The organism is Flavivirga spongiicola (genome assembly GCF_030540825.1).
In the GTDB taxonomy this organism is placed as follows: domain Bacteria; phylum Bacteroidota; class Bacteroidia; order Flavobacteriales; family Flavobacteriaceae; genus Flavivirga; species Flavivirga spongiicola.
The window spans coordinates 2699550-2716179 of record NZ_JAUOEO010000001.1 but is presented as its reverse complement, the minus strand read 5'-3'; the positions used below and the strand labels follow the sequence as shown (position 1 = coordinate 2716179).

Below are 16630 nucleotides of genomic sequence, written 5' to 3'. Positions count from 1 at the left end.
CCGAAATTCTTTTATTTAGATTCCCGTTTTCACGGGAATGACAATTTCAACGGAAACCCCGAGACTGAGCCTCGGAGAATTCTTTTCAATTAAAAAATTGTATTTGCTACTGGCTAGTGTTGTAGCTCTTCCTCTCCTTCCTTTAAAGGGACGTTTTGAGGAACAAAATCTACATCATGCCCTGGTTTGCTATAATCATAAGCCCAACGGTGTACATGTGGAATTTCACCTGGCCAGTTTCCATGCATATGTTCAACAGGCGCAGTCCACTCTAGTGTTGTAGATTTCCATGGGTTTTGTGTTGCTTTTTTTCCAAAGAAAATACTACTAAAGAAGTTATATAAATAAACGATTTGCACCACTCCTCCTATTAAAGCAAATATGGTAATAATAACGTTTACATTAGCTAAATCGTCAAATAAAGGGAAATTACTATTTGTATAATAACGACGTGGTAATCCTGCCATACCTATAAAGTGCATTGGAAAAAATACACCATAAGCACAAACAGCCGTGATCCAGAAGTGGATATAACCTAAGTTTTTATTAAGCATCTTTCCAAACATTTTAGGGTACCAATGATAAATTCCTGCGAACATACCATACAATGCAGATATTCCCATTACTAAGTGGAAGTGAGCTACTACAAAATAGGTATCATGTACATTAATATCTAAAGCACTATCTCCTAGAATAATTCCTGTTAAACCTCCTGTTATAAATGTTGAAACAAAACCAATTGAGAATAACATCGCGGGGTTCATTTGTAAGTTACCCTTCCAGAGGGTGGTTATCCAGTTGAACGCTTTTACCGCTGACGGAATCGCAATTAATAATGTTGTAAATGTAAATACAGATCCTAAAAATGGATTCATTCCAGAAATAAACATATGGTGACCCCATACGATTGTAGATAAAAATGCAATTGCCAATATGGAAGCAATCATAGCACGATATCCAAAAATTGGTTTTCGCGAATTGGATGCCATAATTTCGGATACTAGACCCATTGCCGGTAATATGACGATATATACCTCTGGGTGCCCTAAGAACCAAAATAAATGTTCAAATAATACTGGAGATCCTCCTTGATAATGCAGTACTTCTCCTTGAATGAATATATCTGATAAAAAGAATGATGTTCCAAAACTTCTATCCATTATTAATAATAAGGCTGCAGATAATAAGACTGGGAAAGATATAACACCAATAACAGCTGTAATAAAAAATGCCCAAATGGTTAAAGGCAGTCTTGTCATAGACATTCCTTTTGTACGTAAGTTAATTACTGTAACAATATAGTTAAGGGATCCTAATAATGAAGATGCTATGAATATAGCCATAGATACTAACCATAGCGTCATTCCCATACCTGAACCTCCTTGAGCCATAGGTAAAGCACTTAATGGTGGATAGATGGTCCATCCTGCCGCTGCAGGTCCTGCTTCAACGAATAAGGATATTACCATGATGACACTTGATAAGAAGAATAACCAATAAGATACCATATTTAAAAAACCTGATGCCATATCGCGCGCACCAATTTGCAACGGAATTAATAAGTTACTAAATGTACCACTTAAACCAGCAGTTAATACGAAGAATACCATAATGGTACCATGAATGGTAACTAATGCTAAATAAATATCTGCATCCATAACACCATCTGGTGCCCATTTACCTAATAATGCCTCAAACAATACATTAGGCTCTTCTGGCCATGCGATTTGCATACGAAACATCAAAGACATTAATACCCCAATAACGCCCATAATAGTACCAGTAATAAGATACTGTTTAGCAATCATTTTATGGTCTTGACTAAATATATATTTAGTTACAAACGTTTCTTTATGATGATGTCCGTGGTCGTCGTCGTGTGCGTGAGTATCTGCGTGTGCTGACATAATCTTATATCGTTTTTATCTTTTAAAATTAGTTAATTAGAGAGTTTTTGAATGCTTTTTGCTCTTTTATCCAAGCATCATATTCTTCTTGAGTTTCTACAACTATCTTCATTTGCATATTGTAGTGAGACTTCCCACAAATTTTATTACATAATAATATATAATCAAATTCGTAAGGCTCTAAAGGTTCTTCGCCTTTAGCTAATAGAGGTTTACTATTTTCTACTCTAATTCTATTAATATTTTGAACCTTTTCTTTCATCTGAGATGTTTCTCGCATATCTGCCGTAGTGACAGTTGGCGTGAAACCAAATTGTGTAATCATTCCAGGCACACAATTCATTTGGGCTCTAAAATGTGGCATATAAGCCGAGTGTAATACATCTTGAGAACGCATCTTGAATAATACAGGCTTTCCTACTGGTAAATGTAACTCGGTAGTAATGACATCATCTTGTGCGTTAGGATCAGCTTCATCTAAACCTAATATGTTAGCACGATCAATATCAATTAAACGTACATTCGCTTTTCCTAGAGTATTATCTGCACCGCCATATCTAGCTTTCCAGTTAAACTGCTGTGCATATAACTCAACTACTAAAGGGTCATCACTCTCATCTATACCCATGATATTAATCCAGGTATTTAATCCATAAATAATTAAACCGGCTAAAACAATTACTGGAATGATCGTCCAAATAGCTTCTAGTTTATTATTATCTGCAAAGAATAATGCTTTTTTTCCTTTTTCACCTTTATATTTATAAGCAAAATAGTGTAATAAGAACTGTGTAATCGTCTGTACTATAAAGATAATTACCATAGAGATAACCATCAAATTATCAATAGTCGGACCATGCTCTGAAGCTGAATTCGACATTAATGGCAAATCACCCCATTTTACAAAGCATACAATAGTAATGACATAAATGAAAGCTAAAAAGCCCATCATTAAATATGCATTTATTGTGTTATCCTTATCGGTAGCAACTTGAGAATTTTCGTTTTTAGCCTGTGCTAGATCGAAAATCTTTACCATTTGCCAAATGGCTACTAAAATAAATACTAAAACTATAATTGTTAATAAAGCAGTCATTGTTATCGTTCGTCTTTATTTATATCTTAATTAATAATGAAATTCTTCACTTTCTTTTCTAAAAGGATATCCTTTTACAAGTAATGGTGCTTTGGTTAAAGCGGTAAATACTACAAATATGAATAATCCAGCAAATAATAATATTGAGCTTATTTCTGGAATTCCTATAAACCATCTATCACCAACTGTAGCTGGCATAATCATATTGAAAATATCAATATAATGACCTGCTAATATTACCAATCCTGCCATAACAACAAACCAAGGAATACGTTTGTAATCGGCATTCATTAACATTAATATTGGAAATACAAAATTCATGACTACCATACCTAAGAATGGTAATTTATAATCTTGGAAACGTGTTACAAAATAGGTTACCTCCTCTGGGATATTAGAATACCAAATCAACATGAATTGCGAGAACCATAGGTAAGTCCAAAAAATACTGAATGCAAACATAAATTTAGCAACATCATGTAAATGATTTTCATTTACAAACTCTAACTGTCCCTTTGTTTTTAAGTACATGGTAATTAAAGCAATCACTGTAATACCACTTACAAACATACTTGCAAACACATACCATCCAAATAAGGTAGAGAACCAGTGTGGATCTACACTCATAATCCAATCCCAAGACATCATAGATTCTGTATAAATAAAGAATACTAAAAATGCTGCCGAGATACGGAAAGACTTTTTAAAGTTACTCTTATCTTCTGCTGTATCTTGTGCAATTGAGAATTTACGTGCGAAGTGACGATATAAACTCCATCCCCCTATAAATATTAATCCTCTAATGGCAAATCCCCAGATATTTAACCATCCTGTTTTACCTTGAATCAACTTATCATGAGCAACGACTTCAGGGTCCATCCAAACAAATAAATTATAATGTCCTATAGTACCAGATGCAACCGCAATAATTAATACAATTAAAGCACCAGGTAACAAGTAAGCTGTAATCCCCTCCATTACTCTAAATAATACAGGAGACCACCCCGCTTGTGATGCAATTTGAATGGCATAAAATGCCAATACTCCTAATGCAATCATCATAAAGAAAAAGGCTGCAACATAAAGTGCAGACCAAGGTCTGTTTGCTATTTGATGTTGAACATGCTCCACATGTTTTGTGTGCTCATCAACTTCTGCGTGTGCTTCATCACCATGAGTATCGGTTGCATGTGCATCGTTACTTGGAGCAGCGTGTCCAGCTTCTTCTCCATGTCCGCCACCATGATGCGCTTCTTCTGTAAGCAAGTGCTCAACTTCTTCAAAAGATTTATGAGATGTTATAAAACCATAGCCAACACCTAATAATCCTAAAACCATTAGAATGATAGAAAATGTCTTTAATTTATTTGAAAATGTATACATATCTATAATAATCTTATCAATCTTACTTTTCTAAATCTGATTTTAACTTCAACACGTATGCTACTACTTGCCAACGTTCTTCTTCGTTCAATTGGTTTGCATAAGAACCCATGGCGTTTTTACCATAATAAATAGTATGGTAAATACTTCCTTCAGTTATAGCTCTTCCTACATCATCGTAACTAGGAATACCAAGGATTTTTTCACGCTTAACAAGCTTTCCTTGTCCTTTACCTTTATTACCGTGACAAATCCCACAGTAGATATCATATAATGCTTTTCCTCTTTCTAAATCTACCTGAGTAGAATCTATAGTGCTAACTAATGTCTCTTTAGCTAACAGGTAACCTTCGTTAGAATTTTCAATATCAAAAGGCACATACCCTCTTGGTATCGTACCTTCAACAGGCACCTGTGCTTCTACACCATCAGGAAACGCTGCTTCTCCATACGTTTCGTAACCTACAGACTCATACATATTAGGCATGAATTGATAGTTTGGAGCTGAATCTTTTTTACAGGATACTGCTACAAATACGACTGCTACTACTAATATTTTAATTAAGCTTTTCATCTTTTTCTTAATGCGCTTTATCAATTAAATTAATTTCGACTGCTCCAGTTTCTGCTAGTAAACTTTCTAGCTCTTTTTCATTTCCATGAACCGCTATTTCCATTAAGAAATGATCATCTGTAGTTCTTGGATCTGGGTTTTCTGCATTTTTAAATGGCCACATTCTACTACGTAAGTAAAACGTTATCACCATTAAATGCGCTGCAAAAAACACCGTTAACTCAAACATAATTGGTACAAATGCTGGCATATTTTCTATATAACTAAAGCTTGGTTTACCTCCAATATTTTGAGGCCAATCTTCAATCATAATGAAGTTCATCATAACGATAGCAACTGTTAAACCAACTAAACCATACATAAATGCTGTAATAGCGATACGTGTAGGTGCTAACCCCATGGCTTTGTCTAGTCCGTGAACCGGAAATGGTGTATATATCTCTTCAATGTGATGTTTTTCTGCCTTAACTTTTTTAACAGCAGACATTAATACATCATCATCCGTATAAATAGCGTGAATAACTTTTGAAGCTTCCATTGACTATATTTAGTTTATTAAATTTTTAGCTTGTCCAGACCAATCATCACGTTCTGCTCTTCCTGGGAAAGAACCTGTAATAGAATCTAACAAGTCATATTCTTTTTTCGTCATCTTACTAACCTGAAGGAAGGTATAAATACCTATGCTATTAAGCGTTTCTTCCATTTTAGGTCCGATACCATTTACTTTCTTCAAGTCATCAGCTGTCTGAGTAGTAGCATCAAAAGCTCCAATGCTTCCAAGTAAGTCACTTACTTTAGCTGAATTATCTTCGTCTGGAGTTTCAGCAGCTGTAGCAGCTGGTTTAGAAGTTTGTCCTCCAGAAGTTCTTGCATCGACTCCTGTACCTACTAAACTGTCTCCTCTTTCTCTAATTTTCTTATATCGTTCTCCAGAAGATTTCAAAATCGTTTTAACCTCTGCTTGTGCTATTACCGGAAATGTTCTTGAGTACAATAAGAATAATACAAAGAAGAATCCAATCGTTCCTACAAAGATTCCTATATCTACAAATGTTGGTGAGAACATGGTCCATGATGATGGTAAATAATCTCTATGCAACGATGTTACAATAATTACAAAACGCTCAAACCACATGCCTATGTTTACCACAATAGAGATAAAGAAAGAGAACATAATACTTGTTCTTAGTTTTTTGAACCACATGAATTGTGGAGAGAATACGTTACAAGTCATCATTGCCCAATATGCCCACCAGTAAGGTCCTGTTGCTCTGTTTAAGAATGCATATTGTTCATATTCTACACCAGAATACCATGCAATAAATAACTCAGTGATATATGCTACACCTACTATAGAACCTGTAATCATAATGACTATGTTCATTAATTCGATGTGTTGTACTGTTATATAATCTTCGAGGTTACACACTTTTCTCATAATAATAAGCAATGTGTTTACCATAGCAAATCCTGAGAATACCGCTCCTGCAACAAAATAAGGTGGGAAAATGGTGGTATGCCAACCCGGAATTACCGATGTCGCGAAGTCAAATGATACAATGGTATGTACTGAAAGTACTAATGGTGTTGCTAAACCTGCAAGTACCAAAGATACTTCTTCAAAACGTTGCCAATCTTTAGCACGACCTGACCATCCAAAACTTAATAATGCGTATATTTTCTTTTGAAATGGTTTGATAGCTCTATCTCTAAGCATTGCAAAATCTGGTAATAAACCTGTCCACCAGAATACTAATGAGACCGATAAATACGTAGATATTGCAAATACATCCCATAGTAATGGGGAGTTAAAGTTTACCCATAAGGAACCAAATTGATTTGGAATAGGTAACACCCAATAGCCTAACCATGGACGCCCCATGTGAATAATTGGGAACAATCCTGCCTGAACAACAGAGAATATGGTCATGGCTTCTGCAGAACGGTTAATGGCCATTCTCCATTTTTGACGGAATAATAATAGTACTGCAGAAATAAGTGTTCCTGCGTGACCAATACCAACCCACCAAACGAAGTTAGTAATATCCCAGGCCCAACCTACGGTCTTGTTTAAACCCCAAGTTCCAATACCTGTTGATATGGTATAAATAATACATCCAATTCCCCAAAGAAAAGCGGCAAGTGAAATACCAAAAACTATCCACCATTGTTTATTTGCTTTTCCTTCTACAGGCTTTGCCACATCTACGGTAACATCGTGATATGATTTTTCCCCTGTAACTAAAGGTCTTCTAATAGGTGCTTCGTAATGAGACGCCATAATTATATAATTGATTCTTTAATTAGATTTATGCTTCAGTTGTATTTCTCACTTTTGTTTGATACTGCACATTTGGCTTAGTACCAACACTTTCTAATAAGTGATACATACGATTATCTTTTAAAAGTTTTGCAACTTTACTTTCTTTATCATTGATATCTCCAAATGACATAGCACCGCTACTACAAGCTGCAGAACATGCTGTTTGGAATTCACCATCCTTAATTTCTCGTCCGTCACGTTTTGCATCCAGAATTGTTTTTTGTGTCATTTGAATACACATAGAACATTTTTCCATCACACCACGAGAACGCACAACCACATCTGGATTTAATACCATACGTCCCAGATCATCATTCATATAATAATCGAACTCATCATTTCCGTTATATAAGAACCAGTTAAAACGACGTACTTTATAAGGACAGTTATTTGCACAATACCTAGTACCTACACAACGGTTATATGCCATATGGTTCTGACCTTGACGACCATGTGATGTTGCCGCCACAGGGCATACAGTTTCACAAGGTGCATGATTACAATGCTGACACATGACTGGTTGGAATGCTACTTGAGGGTTCTCAGAAGCATTTTCCATTTCACCAAATTCACTCAATGAGCTTCCTAATCCAGATATCTCATCCTTTTTAGTATTATCGCCATCAAATGATTCTTCAGATGAATAATATCTATCTATACGTAACCAATGCATATCACGGCTACGACGTACTTCTGTCTTACCAACTACTGGCACATTGTTTTCTGCATGACAAGCAATCACACAAGCTCCACATCCTGTACAAGCGTTTAAGTCTACCGATAAATTGAAGTGATGTCCAATAGAGCGATCAAATTCATCCCATAAATCTACCTCTGGTGATGTTACCGGAGTTTCTTCATGATTTAAAGACACTACAGGAATAGCATTCCAGTATTTCTTATCTTTAGTATTGAATATCTCTAAAGTAGTTTCTTTAACAATGTCTCCACGCCCCATTAAGGTATTGTGTAACTGTACTGAAGCAAATTCATGCTCACCAGCAACCTTCTCTATTGTTACGTTTTGTACTGCATTAAAGTTTTGGTATAATGCATAAGCATTAACACCTGTTTGCATTTCTGTTTTTAAACCTAATGTTTTTCCATATCCAAGTGCTAAACCAACAGAACCTTTTGCTTGTCCTGGTTGAATCATTACTGGAGCAGTTACAGATACATCATTTACAGTTACTTTTGCATAACTACCATTCAATGCGCCATCCGCCACATGATGATTTGTCAAACCTAATGTATCTGCATCAGCTTTGGAAACTGTTAAATAGTTATCCCAAGATGTTCTTGTAATTGGATCTGGAAACTCTTGTAACCATGGGTTATTGGCTTGTTGCCCATCTCCCATACCTACTTTGGTATATAATGTTAATTCTAATCCGTTGCTTTTTGCAGAAGTTACAAGTGATTGAGCTGCATTTCCTGAAGAAGATGTTGCTTCAGCAGATTCATCAGCATCAGTTTCAGCTTCAGTAGTTGTATCTTCAACTTCAGTCTCAATAGCTCCAACAAACACACCATCATGTAATGCTTTGTTAAAAGAACTTCCTCCTAAAACATCGGTTCCCCAAGCTTCTTTAATGTAATCATGGTATGAAACATCATTTCCTGTCCATTTTAATAAAGTTTCTTGAAATTGCCTAGTATCAAATAAAGGGCGAATTGTTGGTTGTATTAAACCATAGTGTCCTTTTTTGATTTCAACATCTCCCCAAGATTCTAAATAATGAGGTGCTGCTGCAAGATAATTTGTAAGTGAAGATGTTTCATCCGCTTTTAAAGAAAATGCTACAGATAAACCAACATTTTTCAATCCTTCAACAAAATCTGAAGCATTTGGTAAGCTATAAACTGGATTAACACCACTCATAATAAGTGCTCCAACATGTCCAGCTTTCATATCAGCAATTAACTTAGTTACTGCTTCGTCGCTACCTTGTCTTGTTTTAATAGGTGCTGTTTTATCAAACGCTTTACTAGCTAGAGCCTCGTTTATCTCTAAAACAACTGTTTGAGCGTTTACATCTTGAATTCCTGTAACGACAACACCATTACTTCCTGCTTTCTTAAGTTGAGAAGCGGCGCTTTTAACAGCTGCTTCAACTTTTTCCGGAAGTCCATTTACTGAAACATTGTTTCCAGTAACTAAACTATACAATTTAGCTAAAGCTAATTTTTGCTGCGTTGGTGTTAATGGCACACGTTTGTCTGCATTAGCTCCAGTTAAAGACATATTAGACTCAAATTGCACGTGACGCGACATTTTACCATGATCTGGCACTCTATTTTTAGAATACCCAGCATCAAAACCACCACCTTGCCAATCTCCTAAGAAATCAGCTCCAATAGAAACGATAGTCATGGCTTTAGCGAAATTGTAATTTGCTAATCCACGTTCGTTATATTTAGCTTGGTAAGCATCTAATGCAGCAGACTCTGAAACAGCATCATAAACTACATGACGAACATTACCATATTTTTCTTTAAATTCTGAAATCAACTTACTCGTAGATGGACTCGCAAAAGTTTGTGTTAATAACACAATCGCTTTATTTGCAGCTGCAGTATTTGTTAATTTCTGACTGGTCTCAGAATCAAAAGTATCCCAAGAAATAGATGCTTCTCCTTTTCTAGGCCCTTGAACTCTTAGACTGTCATACAAACCTAAAACTGAAGCATTCACTCTAGCATTAGCACTACCATTAGTAGCTGCCATGGTGTTGTTTTCAATTTTAATTGGACGCCCTTCTCTCGTTTTAACTAAAACACTCGCAAAATCAAATCCATCTGCAATGGTAGTTGCATAATAGTTAGCAACACCAGGAATAATTTCTGTTGGTTGCACAACATAAGGAATAGATTTTTTAACAGGACCTTCACAAGCCGCTAACGAAGCAGCTGCAGTACTAAAACCTACATATTTTAAGAAATCGCGACGCGTTGTAGATGTAGCCTCTAATGTATCTTTATCACCTAAAAATTCATCAGTAGGAATTTCTTCTACGAACTCGTTTTGTTTTAGCGCCTCAACAATAGAGCTATTCTCGTTTAGCTCCTCAACACTTTTCCAGTATTTCTTGTTTGATGACATATTATATAATTGAATTACTTCTTATTATTTATTTTAAAGTTTTTCGTTTTTAACGAAAAACAAAATTTTAATTCTATTTAAAGTTTTCCGCCTTCGCGGAAAAGAAAAATAATATTAATAGTGACACTTACCACATTCCAGTCCACCCATTTGAGCAGCTGTTAACTTATCTACACCATACTTTTTAGATAACTCTTCATGTATTTTTGTATAGTAAGCATTGTCTTTTACATTCACATTAGTTGTTCTGTGACACTCAATACACCAACCCATTGTTAATGGTGCATGCTGATACATCACTTCCATTTCTTCAACAGGACCATGACACGTTTGACACTCAATTCCTGCAACAGTGACGTGTTGCGAGTGGTTAAAGTAAACAAAATCCGGTAAGTTATGAATACGCACCCATTTTACTGGTTGAGAATTCCCTGTATATTTTTGCTCAGCATCGTCCCATCCTGCTGCTGCATATAATTTTTGAATTTCGGCATTATAATCTATACCTATTTTATTGCCTTCAGCCAAAGTTTCCGGAGCAACTTCATATATAGATTTATGACAATTCATACATACATTTAATGAAGGAATACCAGATGTTTTACTTACTCTTGCAGAAGAGTGACAGTATTTACAATCGATACCGTTATCACCAGCATGAATTTTATGTGAATAATGTATTGGCTGTACAGGCTCATATCCTTGATCAACACCAATTTGCATGAAATACCCAAAAACAAAATATGCACTAGCCAATAAGAAAAATATAGCTGTTACCAACATTAAGAATTGATTCTTAACAAAAGCCTCCCATAATGGTGTTCTTTCTGTAGCTTCTGATAACTCTATATTTTGTACCGAAGCAAAACGACGTAATGTTTTGTTTACCACAAATAAACCAGCAGCTAACAATATAAATAGGATTGCTAGAGCTCCTAAAATAAGTTCGTTTGAAATACCTCCTATATCCGACGTCCCTGTAGTCGATTCCGTCGCTACTGCCGCAACGGCAGGAGCTGCTTTTTCTTCAGCGGTATATGCAAGAATATTATTTATATCATCATCCGATAATTGAGGCATAGCAGTCATCGCTGCTCCACCATAATCATTATAAATTTTGTTTGCGTATGCATCACCAGATTTAATGACACCTGCACTGTTACGTATCCAAGCACTAATCCAATCTCTGTCTAAACCTTGTTCATCAGACAAACGTTGTTCAACATGACGTAATGCAGGACCTGTCATTTTTTTATCTAGTTGATGACAAGCAGCACAATTGGCATTAAATAAAGATTTTCCTTTTGCTGGATCTCCTTCCTGAGCAGAAAGAGAGGTTGTAAACGCTAATAAAATAATTAAGCCTAAACGAAGAATGTTTTTCCTTAATTTACGGTGAATCACCTTTTCCATATTGTTGGTTAAATTAACTTCTAAACTTTGGTATGATTTTTTCATTATTCTATGATAAATATCATACTTGTAAAATCTCAGGCAAAAGTAATACTTAAAGTCGATTCTAGAAATGTTAGATAAGTGTTAATTGCTAATTTAGAAGAATTCTAAATAATAAAAAGGACTGTAATTAAGTTTATAACGTATACATTTGTATAAATATATTTAAAATATGAAGCCATTGAATCTAAAAATTAGCTTTTTAAGCATTATTTGTTTTGCATTTACTTCGTTTTATTGTTCAGCTCAACAAGGCAATGTTACTGTAAATCAAGACAAAAACATAACTACTTTATTAAATCTCAAAAAAGAGATGAATAAAAATGAGGAAGATCCTAGCAGATATAAAATACAAATCTATTCTGGGAATCGTGCTGATGCAAAAAGTGCTCAAAAAGAGTTTCGTAATTCATTTACCGTTTGGAATCCCACTATTCAATACGAACCACCAAATTTTAAAATTTGGGTAGGTAATTTTAGAACACGCTTAGAAGCTGATAGAGCACTAAAAAAAGTGAAGAAAAAATTTCCTCATGCTTTTATATTTAAACCTAAAAAGAAGAAAAATTAATATCTTGACGGATAAGTCCCTTGTAAAGCAATTATATATTTAACACCTAGATAGGGTGATCGCGTATTATGCGTTTTATATGCACCATTGTTTCCTAAGACTCTCACTTTTTTAGAACTTTTCGATTCATTCTCTAACACATAAATTTCACTAAGATGTTGAGATTCTTGCCCCCCTTTTTGACCTAATCTAATTGGTGTAAGTGATGGCCCTTCCCCAGCATGTACAGGTGTTCTTCCTCTTAAATCTGGTAAAGCAAAAGTTGTTCTTCCATCACCTCCATAAGTAGTTCCTAATAAAGAAAATAACGCAGTATTCTGGCCAATGGATAATAATTGCCCATCACAAAACGCCCAACCTCGAGGTGCAAAATTGCCTGCAAACATTTTAATCTCTCCTAAAAGAGGCTCGTCTTGAGCATGCAATGTAACATTCATTGAAAACATAAAGAATAGCAATAAAACTGAGAATCTGGTCTTCATAAGAGTTTTTGAATTTAAAATTTACGATAACAATGTATTAAATTTATTTCACAATAGAATAGGCTACTCAAATACTAAACCATACGCACTTATGATTCTTATGCATTTATAAGCTTAATCACCCACCCACCAACCAGCTAAATATGATATAAATACCATAAAGAATCATTCCTGTAAAAAACAGGGCTATTCCTGTTGTAGCTGCTTCAACAAACATATTAGCCGAATCACTTTTTTCATCGTTTTTAGTTCTAAAAAAATTCATCTATTAAGGGTTTTTGGTTGGTTAGTTATCTAAAACTAAGAAAAACTTCGTCACTACAAAATAATTTTGTACTCAATTAATAATAAATAAATTTTGATTATCTCTAATTAGTCATAAATGAGTGCGTCAACCTGAACTTGTTTCAGGTTCTCTTTATAAATATTTGATTATTACTTTTATGGGATTTCGAGAATAAATTCGGAATGACGCTAAAAAATTATTTATGATACAAAACGAGTATCATAATAAATTAAACAAATAGGTTCAGAAAGCATTGATACTATTTTTCCCAAGACATCTTAATATAATATATCTAGTAGTTATAAACTTAATTAAACCCATTTTGAGATTCAGTTTATTAAAATTTAATTTTAAAAGACTATTTAACTTGTCCTATAATTTCTAGGTTCCTGGCTTTTAATCTTATATTATTTAATTATAATTTTGCTATTATTTGTAATAACAAAAAAGACCGTCTTAAGACGATCTTTTATATTTAAAATATTTATTTAAAGATTATTTCAATTTCTTTTTAACCTCAACCTCATGGAAGGCTTCAATGATGTCTCCTTCTTTAATATCGTTATAGTTTTTAACTTGCATACCACAATCGTAACCTTTTGTTACTTCCTTAGCATCATCTTTAAATCGTTTTAATGACGCTAATTCACCAGTATAAACTACCACACCATCTCTAATTAAGCGAATACCAGATGATCTAAGTATTTTTCCATTGGTTACCATACAACCAGCAATAGTTCCAACTTTAGATACTTTAAATATTTCTCTAATTTCGGCAGTTCCTGTAATCTCTTCTTTAAGTTCTGGAGATAACATCCCTTCCATCGCATCTTTAAGGTCATTAATTGCATCATAAATAATAGAATATGTTCTAATATCGATTTCTTCCTTATCAGCAATTGTTCTTGCATTTCCAACTGGACGTACATTAAACCCAACAATAATGGCATCGGATGCAGATGCTAATAATACATCACTTTCAGTAATTGCTCCAACACCTTTATGCAAGATATTAACTTGAATCTCTTCCGTAGATAATTTTTGGAACGAATCTGTTAATGCTTCAACAGAACCATCCACATCACCTTTAAGGATAATATTTAATTCTTGGAAATCACCAAGTGCTATACGACGACCAATCTCATCGAGTGTAATATGACGTTGTGTTCTAACAGATTGTTCGCGTTGCAATTGCGCTCTTTTTGATGCAATTTGTTTTGCTTCTCGCTCGTCTGCAAATACATTAAATTTATCACCTGCCTGCGGTGCGCCATCTAAACCAAGAATAGAGACAGGTGTAGAAGGTCCAGCTGCTTCAACATCGTTCCCTCTTTCGTCATGCATCGCTTTCACCTTACCACTATGCTGGCCTGCTAACACATAATCTCCCACTTTTAAAGTTCCAGCTTGCACTAAAATAGTTGACACATAACCTCTTCCTTTATCCAAAAAGGCTTCCACTACCGTACCTACTGCCGGTTTATTTGGATTCGCTTTAAGCTCTAATAACTCAGCTTCAAGCAATACTTTTTCTAATAGTTCTTTAACACCGGTACCTACTTTTGCTGATATATCATGCGATTGAATTTTACCACCCCAATCTTCAACCAAAAGATTCATTTGCGCCAACCCTTCTTTAATCTTGTCTGGATTAGCATCTGGTTTATCTATTTTATTAATAGCAAAAACAATAGGAACTCCTGCTGCTTGAGCATGTGATATGGCTTCTTTTGTTTGTGGCATGATATCATCATCTGCAGCAGCTAAAATAATAGCTATGTCTGTTACCTGAGCTCCACGCGCACGCATTGCTGTAAAGGCCTCATGACCTGGTGTATCTAGAAATGCAATTTCTTGTCCATTTTCTAATTCAACTCCGTATGCTCCAATATGCTGAGTAATTCCTCCAGATTCTCCTGCAATTACATTTTCTTCACGTATATAATCCAGAAGTGATGTTTTACCATGATCTACGTGACCCATTACAGTTACAATCGGCGCACGTGGTTCTAAATCTTCTGGTTTGTCTTCAACCTCTTCAATAGATTCTTCTATATCTGCAGTTATAAATTCTACTTTATAACCAAACTCTTCGGCTACGATAGACAATGTTTCAGCATCTAAACGCTGATTCATCGTTACCATCATACCTAATGACATACATGCAGAAATAATTTGAGTTACAGATACATCCATCATAGTGGCAACTTCACTTGCAGTAACAAATTCTGTAACTTTAAGAATCTTACTTTCTGCTGCTTCTATTTGTTGATCAATCTCAGTTTGTTCCCTATGTTGATCTCTTTTATCTCTTCTATATTTTGCTCCTTTACCTTTTGAAGATTTTCCTTGAAGTTTTTCAAGTGTTTCACGTACTTGTTTTTTTACATCTTCTTCACTAGGCTCTTCCTTTACGATATTGCGACGACCTTGACCAGGTTTCCCTTTAAATCTATCGTTTCCTCCAGGTCTTCCTCCTCCAGGTCTATTTCCTTGACCTTTTCCAGCTTGAGGTCCACCAACTTTACTAATACGCCTACGTTTTTTCTTGTTTGCTGCTCCAGCTTCTCCTGCTTTTGCTACTGGTGGTTTCTTTTCTTCTTTCTTTTTCTTTGGCTTATTAAATTGAGATAAATCAATTTTATCACCTGCTATTTTTGGGCCTGTAAGTTTCTTATACTGTGTGGCAACCTTTTCATCTGGAATAACTTCTCCATCTTCATTTATAATCTCCTTCTTCGGTTTTTCTTCTTGCTTTTCTTCAACTTTCTTCTCAACAACAGTTTCTGCCTTAACCGCTTCTACGATTTTTTCTTTTGCCTTTTCTTTTACAGCTTCAACTTTTACCTCTTTTTTAGCAGGCTCAACTTTAGTCTCTTTTTTAGCAGGCTCAACTTTAGATTCTTCTACTTTTTCTTTTTTCTCAGAAACGGTTTCTGCTTTCTTCTTTTTTGGCTCTAAATCAATTTTACCAACTTGCTTAGGCCCTGAAAGTGCCACGGCAGCTTTAACTATTTTTTCTTTTTTGGCTGTTTCTTTTTGTTTCTCTTCAAGTTCACGCTCGCGTTGCTCACGCAACACTTCTTTCTCTTTTATCTTAGCTTCGCCAACCTCTTTAGATGCTACTTTTTTACTAGCATCTGTTTGAAATTCATTAGAAAGAACAGTATATACTTCTTCTGAAATTTTCGTAGTGGGTCGTTTCTCTATTTCAATGCCTTTAGAATCTAAAAATTCTACAGCACGATCTAGAGAGATGTTAAGCTCGCGTAATACTTTATTTAATCTAATTGTCTCAGCCATAAATCGCCTTTAAAATACTCAAATATATTAATAATAGAATTTGCCGCAATAAAATGTCCTTTTTTCCTTTACATGAAAAAAAATCATCCCCGTTCTGCAACGGGGCAGGCTATTTTTATACAATAAATTCAATCAACAATTGAT

12 protein-coding genes are annotated in these 16630 nt (G+C 35.0%); 1 reads left to right on the top strand and 11 read right to left on the bottom strand.

Going from position 1 to position 16630, the window contains the following annotated elements; all coding sequences use genetic code 11:
• Positions 1-113 precede the first annotated feature (113 nt).
• The 8 genes from Q4Q47_RS10925 to Q4Q47_RS10890 form a co-directional block, all read right to left on the bottom strand.
• The gene (locus Q4Q47_RS10925; RefSeq protein WP_303306692.1) at positions 114-1907 is read right to left on the bottom strand and encodes a cytochrome c oxidase subunit I; all 1794 of its coding nucleotides are present in this window, start codon (positions 1905-1907) and stop codon (positions 114-116) included.
• Between the two features lie 28 nt (positions 1908-1935).
• Positions 1936-3003, bottom strand: a complete 1068-nt coding sequence (locus Q4Q47_RS10920) for a cytochrome c oxidase subunit II (RefSeq protein ID WP_303306691.1) — start codon at positions 3001-3003, stop codon at positions 1936-1938.
• A gap of 30 nt (positions 3004-3033) precedes the next feature.
• Positions 3034-4386, bottom strand: coding sequence for a quinol:cytochrome C oxidoreductase (locus tag Q4Q47_RS10915; protein WP_303306690.1), 1353 nt, complete (start codon positions 4384-4386; stop codon positions 3034-3036).
• Between the two features lie 22 nt (positions 4387-4408).
• Positions 4409-4960: a c-type cytochrome gene (locus Q4Q47_RS10910; protein ID WP_303306689.1), complete on the bottom strand. Its 552-nt coding sequence runs from the start codon at positions 4958-4960 to the stop codon at positions 4409-4411.
• Positions 4961-4967: 7 nt separating this feature from the next.
• Positions 4968-5498, bottom strand: a complete 531-nt coding sequence (locus Q4Q47_RS10905; RefSeq protein ID WP_303306688.1) for a DUF3341 domain-containing protein — start codon at positions 5496-5498, stop codon at positions 4968-4970.
• Positions 5499-5507: 9 nt separating this feature from the next.
• Positions 5508-7244, bottom strand: coding sequence for an NrfD/PsrC family molybdoenzyme membrane anchor subunit (gene nrfD, locus Q4Q47_RS10900; protein ID WP_303306687.1), 1737 nt, complete (start codon positions 7242-7244; stop codon positions 5508-5510).
• Between the two features lie 28 nt (positions 7245-7272).
• A complete protein-coding gene (locus Q4Q47_RS10895; RefSeq protein WP_303306686.1) occupies positions 7273-10389 on the bottom strand; it encodes a TAT-variant-translocated molybdopterin oxidoreductase in 3117 nt (1038 codons plus the stop codon).
• Between the two features lie 114 nt (positions 10390-10503).
• Complete coding sequence (locus tag Q4Q47_RS10890; RefSeq protein ID WP_303308460.1) at positions 10504-11802, bottom strand: c-type cytochrome; 1299 nt, start codon at positions 11800-11802, stop codon at positions 10504-10506.
• Positions 11803-12016: 214 nt separating this feature from the next.
• Between Q4Q47_RS10890 and Q4Q47_RS10885 the strand changes: the two genes are divergently transcribed.
• Positions 12017-12415 carry an SPOR domain-containing protein gene (locus Q4Q47_RS10885; protein ID WP_303306685.1) on the top strand — a complete coding sequence of 133 codons (399 nt, stop codon included), beginning with the start codon at positions 12017-12019 and terminating at the stop codon, positions 12413-12415.
• On the opposite strand, the gene Q4Q47_RS10880 is transcribed toward Q4Q47_RS10885, so the two are convergent.
• From Q4Q47_RS10880 to infB, 3 genes are all read right to left on the bottom strand, one after another.
• Positions 12412-12897 carry a phage tail protein gene (locus Q4Q47_RS10880; RefSeq protein WP_408612139.1) on the bottom strand — a complete coding sequence of 162 codons (486 nt, stop codon included), beginning with the start codon at positions 12895-12897 and terminating at the stop codon, positions 12412-12414. The genes Q4Q47_RS10885 and Q4Q47_RS10880 overlap by 4 nt on opposite strands.
• 118 nt (positions 12898-13015) lie before the next feature.
• Positions 13016-13162, bottom strand: coding sequence for a hypothetical protein (locus tag Q4Q47_RS10875; RefSeq protein ID WP_303306684.1), 147 nt, complete (start codon positions 13160-13162; stop codon positions 13016-13018).
• Positions 13163-13678: 516 nt separating this feature from the next.
• Positions 13679-16486 (bottom strand): translation initiation factor IF-2, encoded by a 2808-nt coding sequence (infB, locus tag Q4Q47_RS10870; RefSeq protein WP_303306683.1) that lies wholly within the window; start codon positions 16484-16486, stop codon positions 13679-13681.
• Positions 16487-16630: the final 144 nt, after the last annotated feature.

Coding starts and splice junctions, on each gene's coding strand:
- Q4Q47_RS10925 (WP_303306692.1), bottom strand. CDS start 1,907: ATGTCAGCACACGCAGATACTCACGCACACGACGACGACCACGGACAT.
- Q4Q47_RS10920 (WP_303306691.1), bottom strand. CDS start 3,003: ATGACTGCTTTATTAACAATTATAGTTTTAGTATTTATTTTAGTAGCC.
- Q4Q47_RS10915 (WP_303306690.1), bottom strand. CDS start 4,386: ATGTATACATTTTCAAATAAATTAAAGACATTTTCTATCATTCTAATG.
- Q4Q47_RS10910 (WP_303306689.1), bottom strand. CDS start 4,960: ATGAAAAGCTTAATTAAAATATTAGTAGTAGCAGTCGTATTTGTAGCA.
- Q4Q47_RS10905 (WP_303306688.1), bottom strand. CDS start 5,498: ATGGAAGCTTCAAAAGTTATTCACGCTATTTATACGGATGATGATGTA.
- nrfD (WP_303306687.1), bottom strand. CDS start 7,244: ATGGCGTCTCATTACGAAGCACCTATTAGAAGACCTTTAGTTACAGGG.
- Q4Q47_RS10895 (WP_303306686.1), bottom strand. CDS start 10,389: ATGTCATCAAACAAGAAATACTGGAAAAGTGTTGAGGAGCTAAACGAG.
- Q4Q47_RS10890 (WP_303308460.1), bottom strand. CDS start 11,802: ATGGAAAAGGTGATTCACCGTAAATTAAGGAAAAACATTCTTCGTTTA.
- Q4Q47_RS10885 (WP_303306685.1), top strand. CDS start 12,017: ATGAAGCCATTGAATCTAAAAATTAGCTTTTTAAGCATTATTTGTTTT.
- Q4Q47_RS10880 (WP_408612139.1), bottom strand. CDS start 12,897: ATGAAGACCAGATTCTCAGTTTTATTGCTATTCTTTATGTTTTCAATG.
- Q4Q47_RS10875 (WP_303306684.1), bottom strand. CDS start 13,162: ATGAATTTTTTTAGAACTAAAAACGATGAAAAAAGTGATTCGGCTAAT.
- infB (WP_303306683.1), bottom strand. CDS start 16,486: ATGGCTGAGACAATTAGATTAAATAAAGTATTACGCGAGCTTAACATC.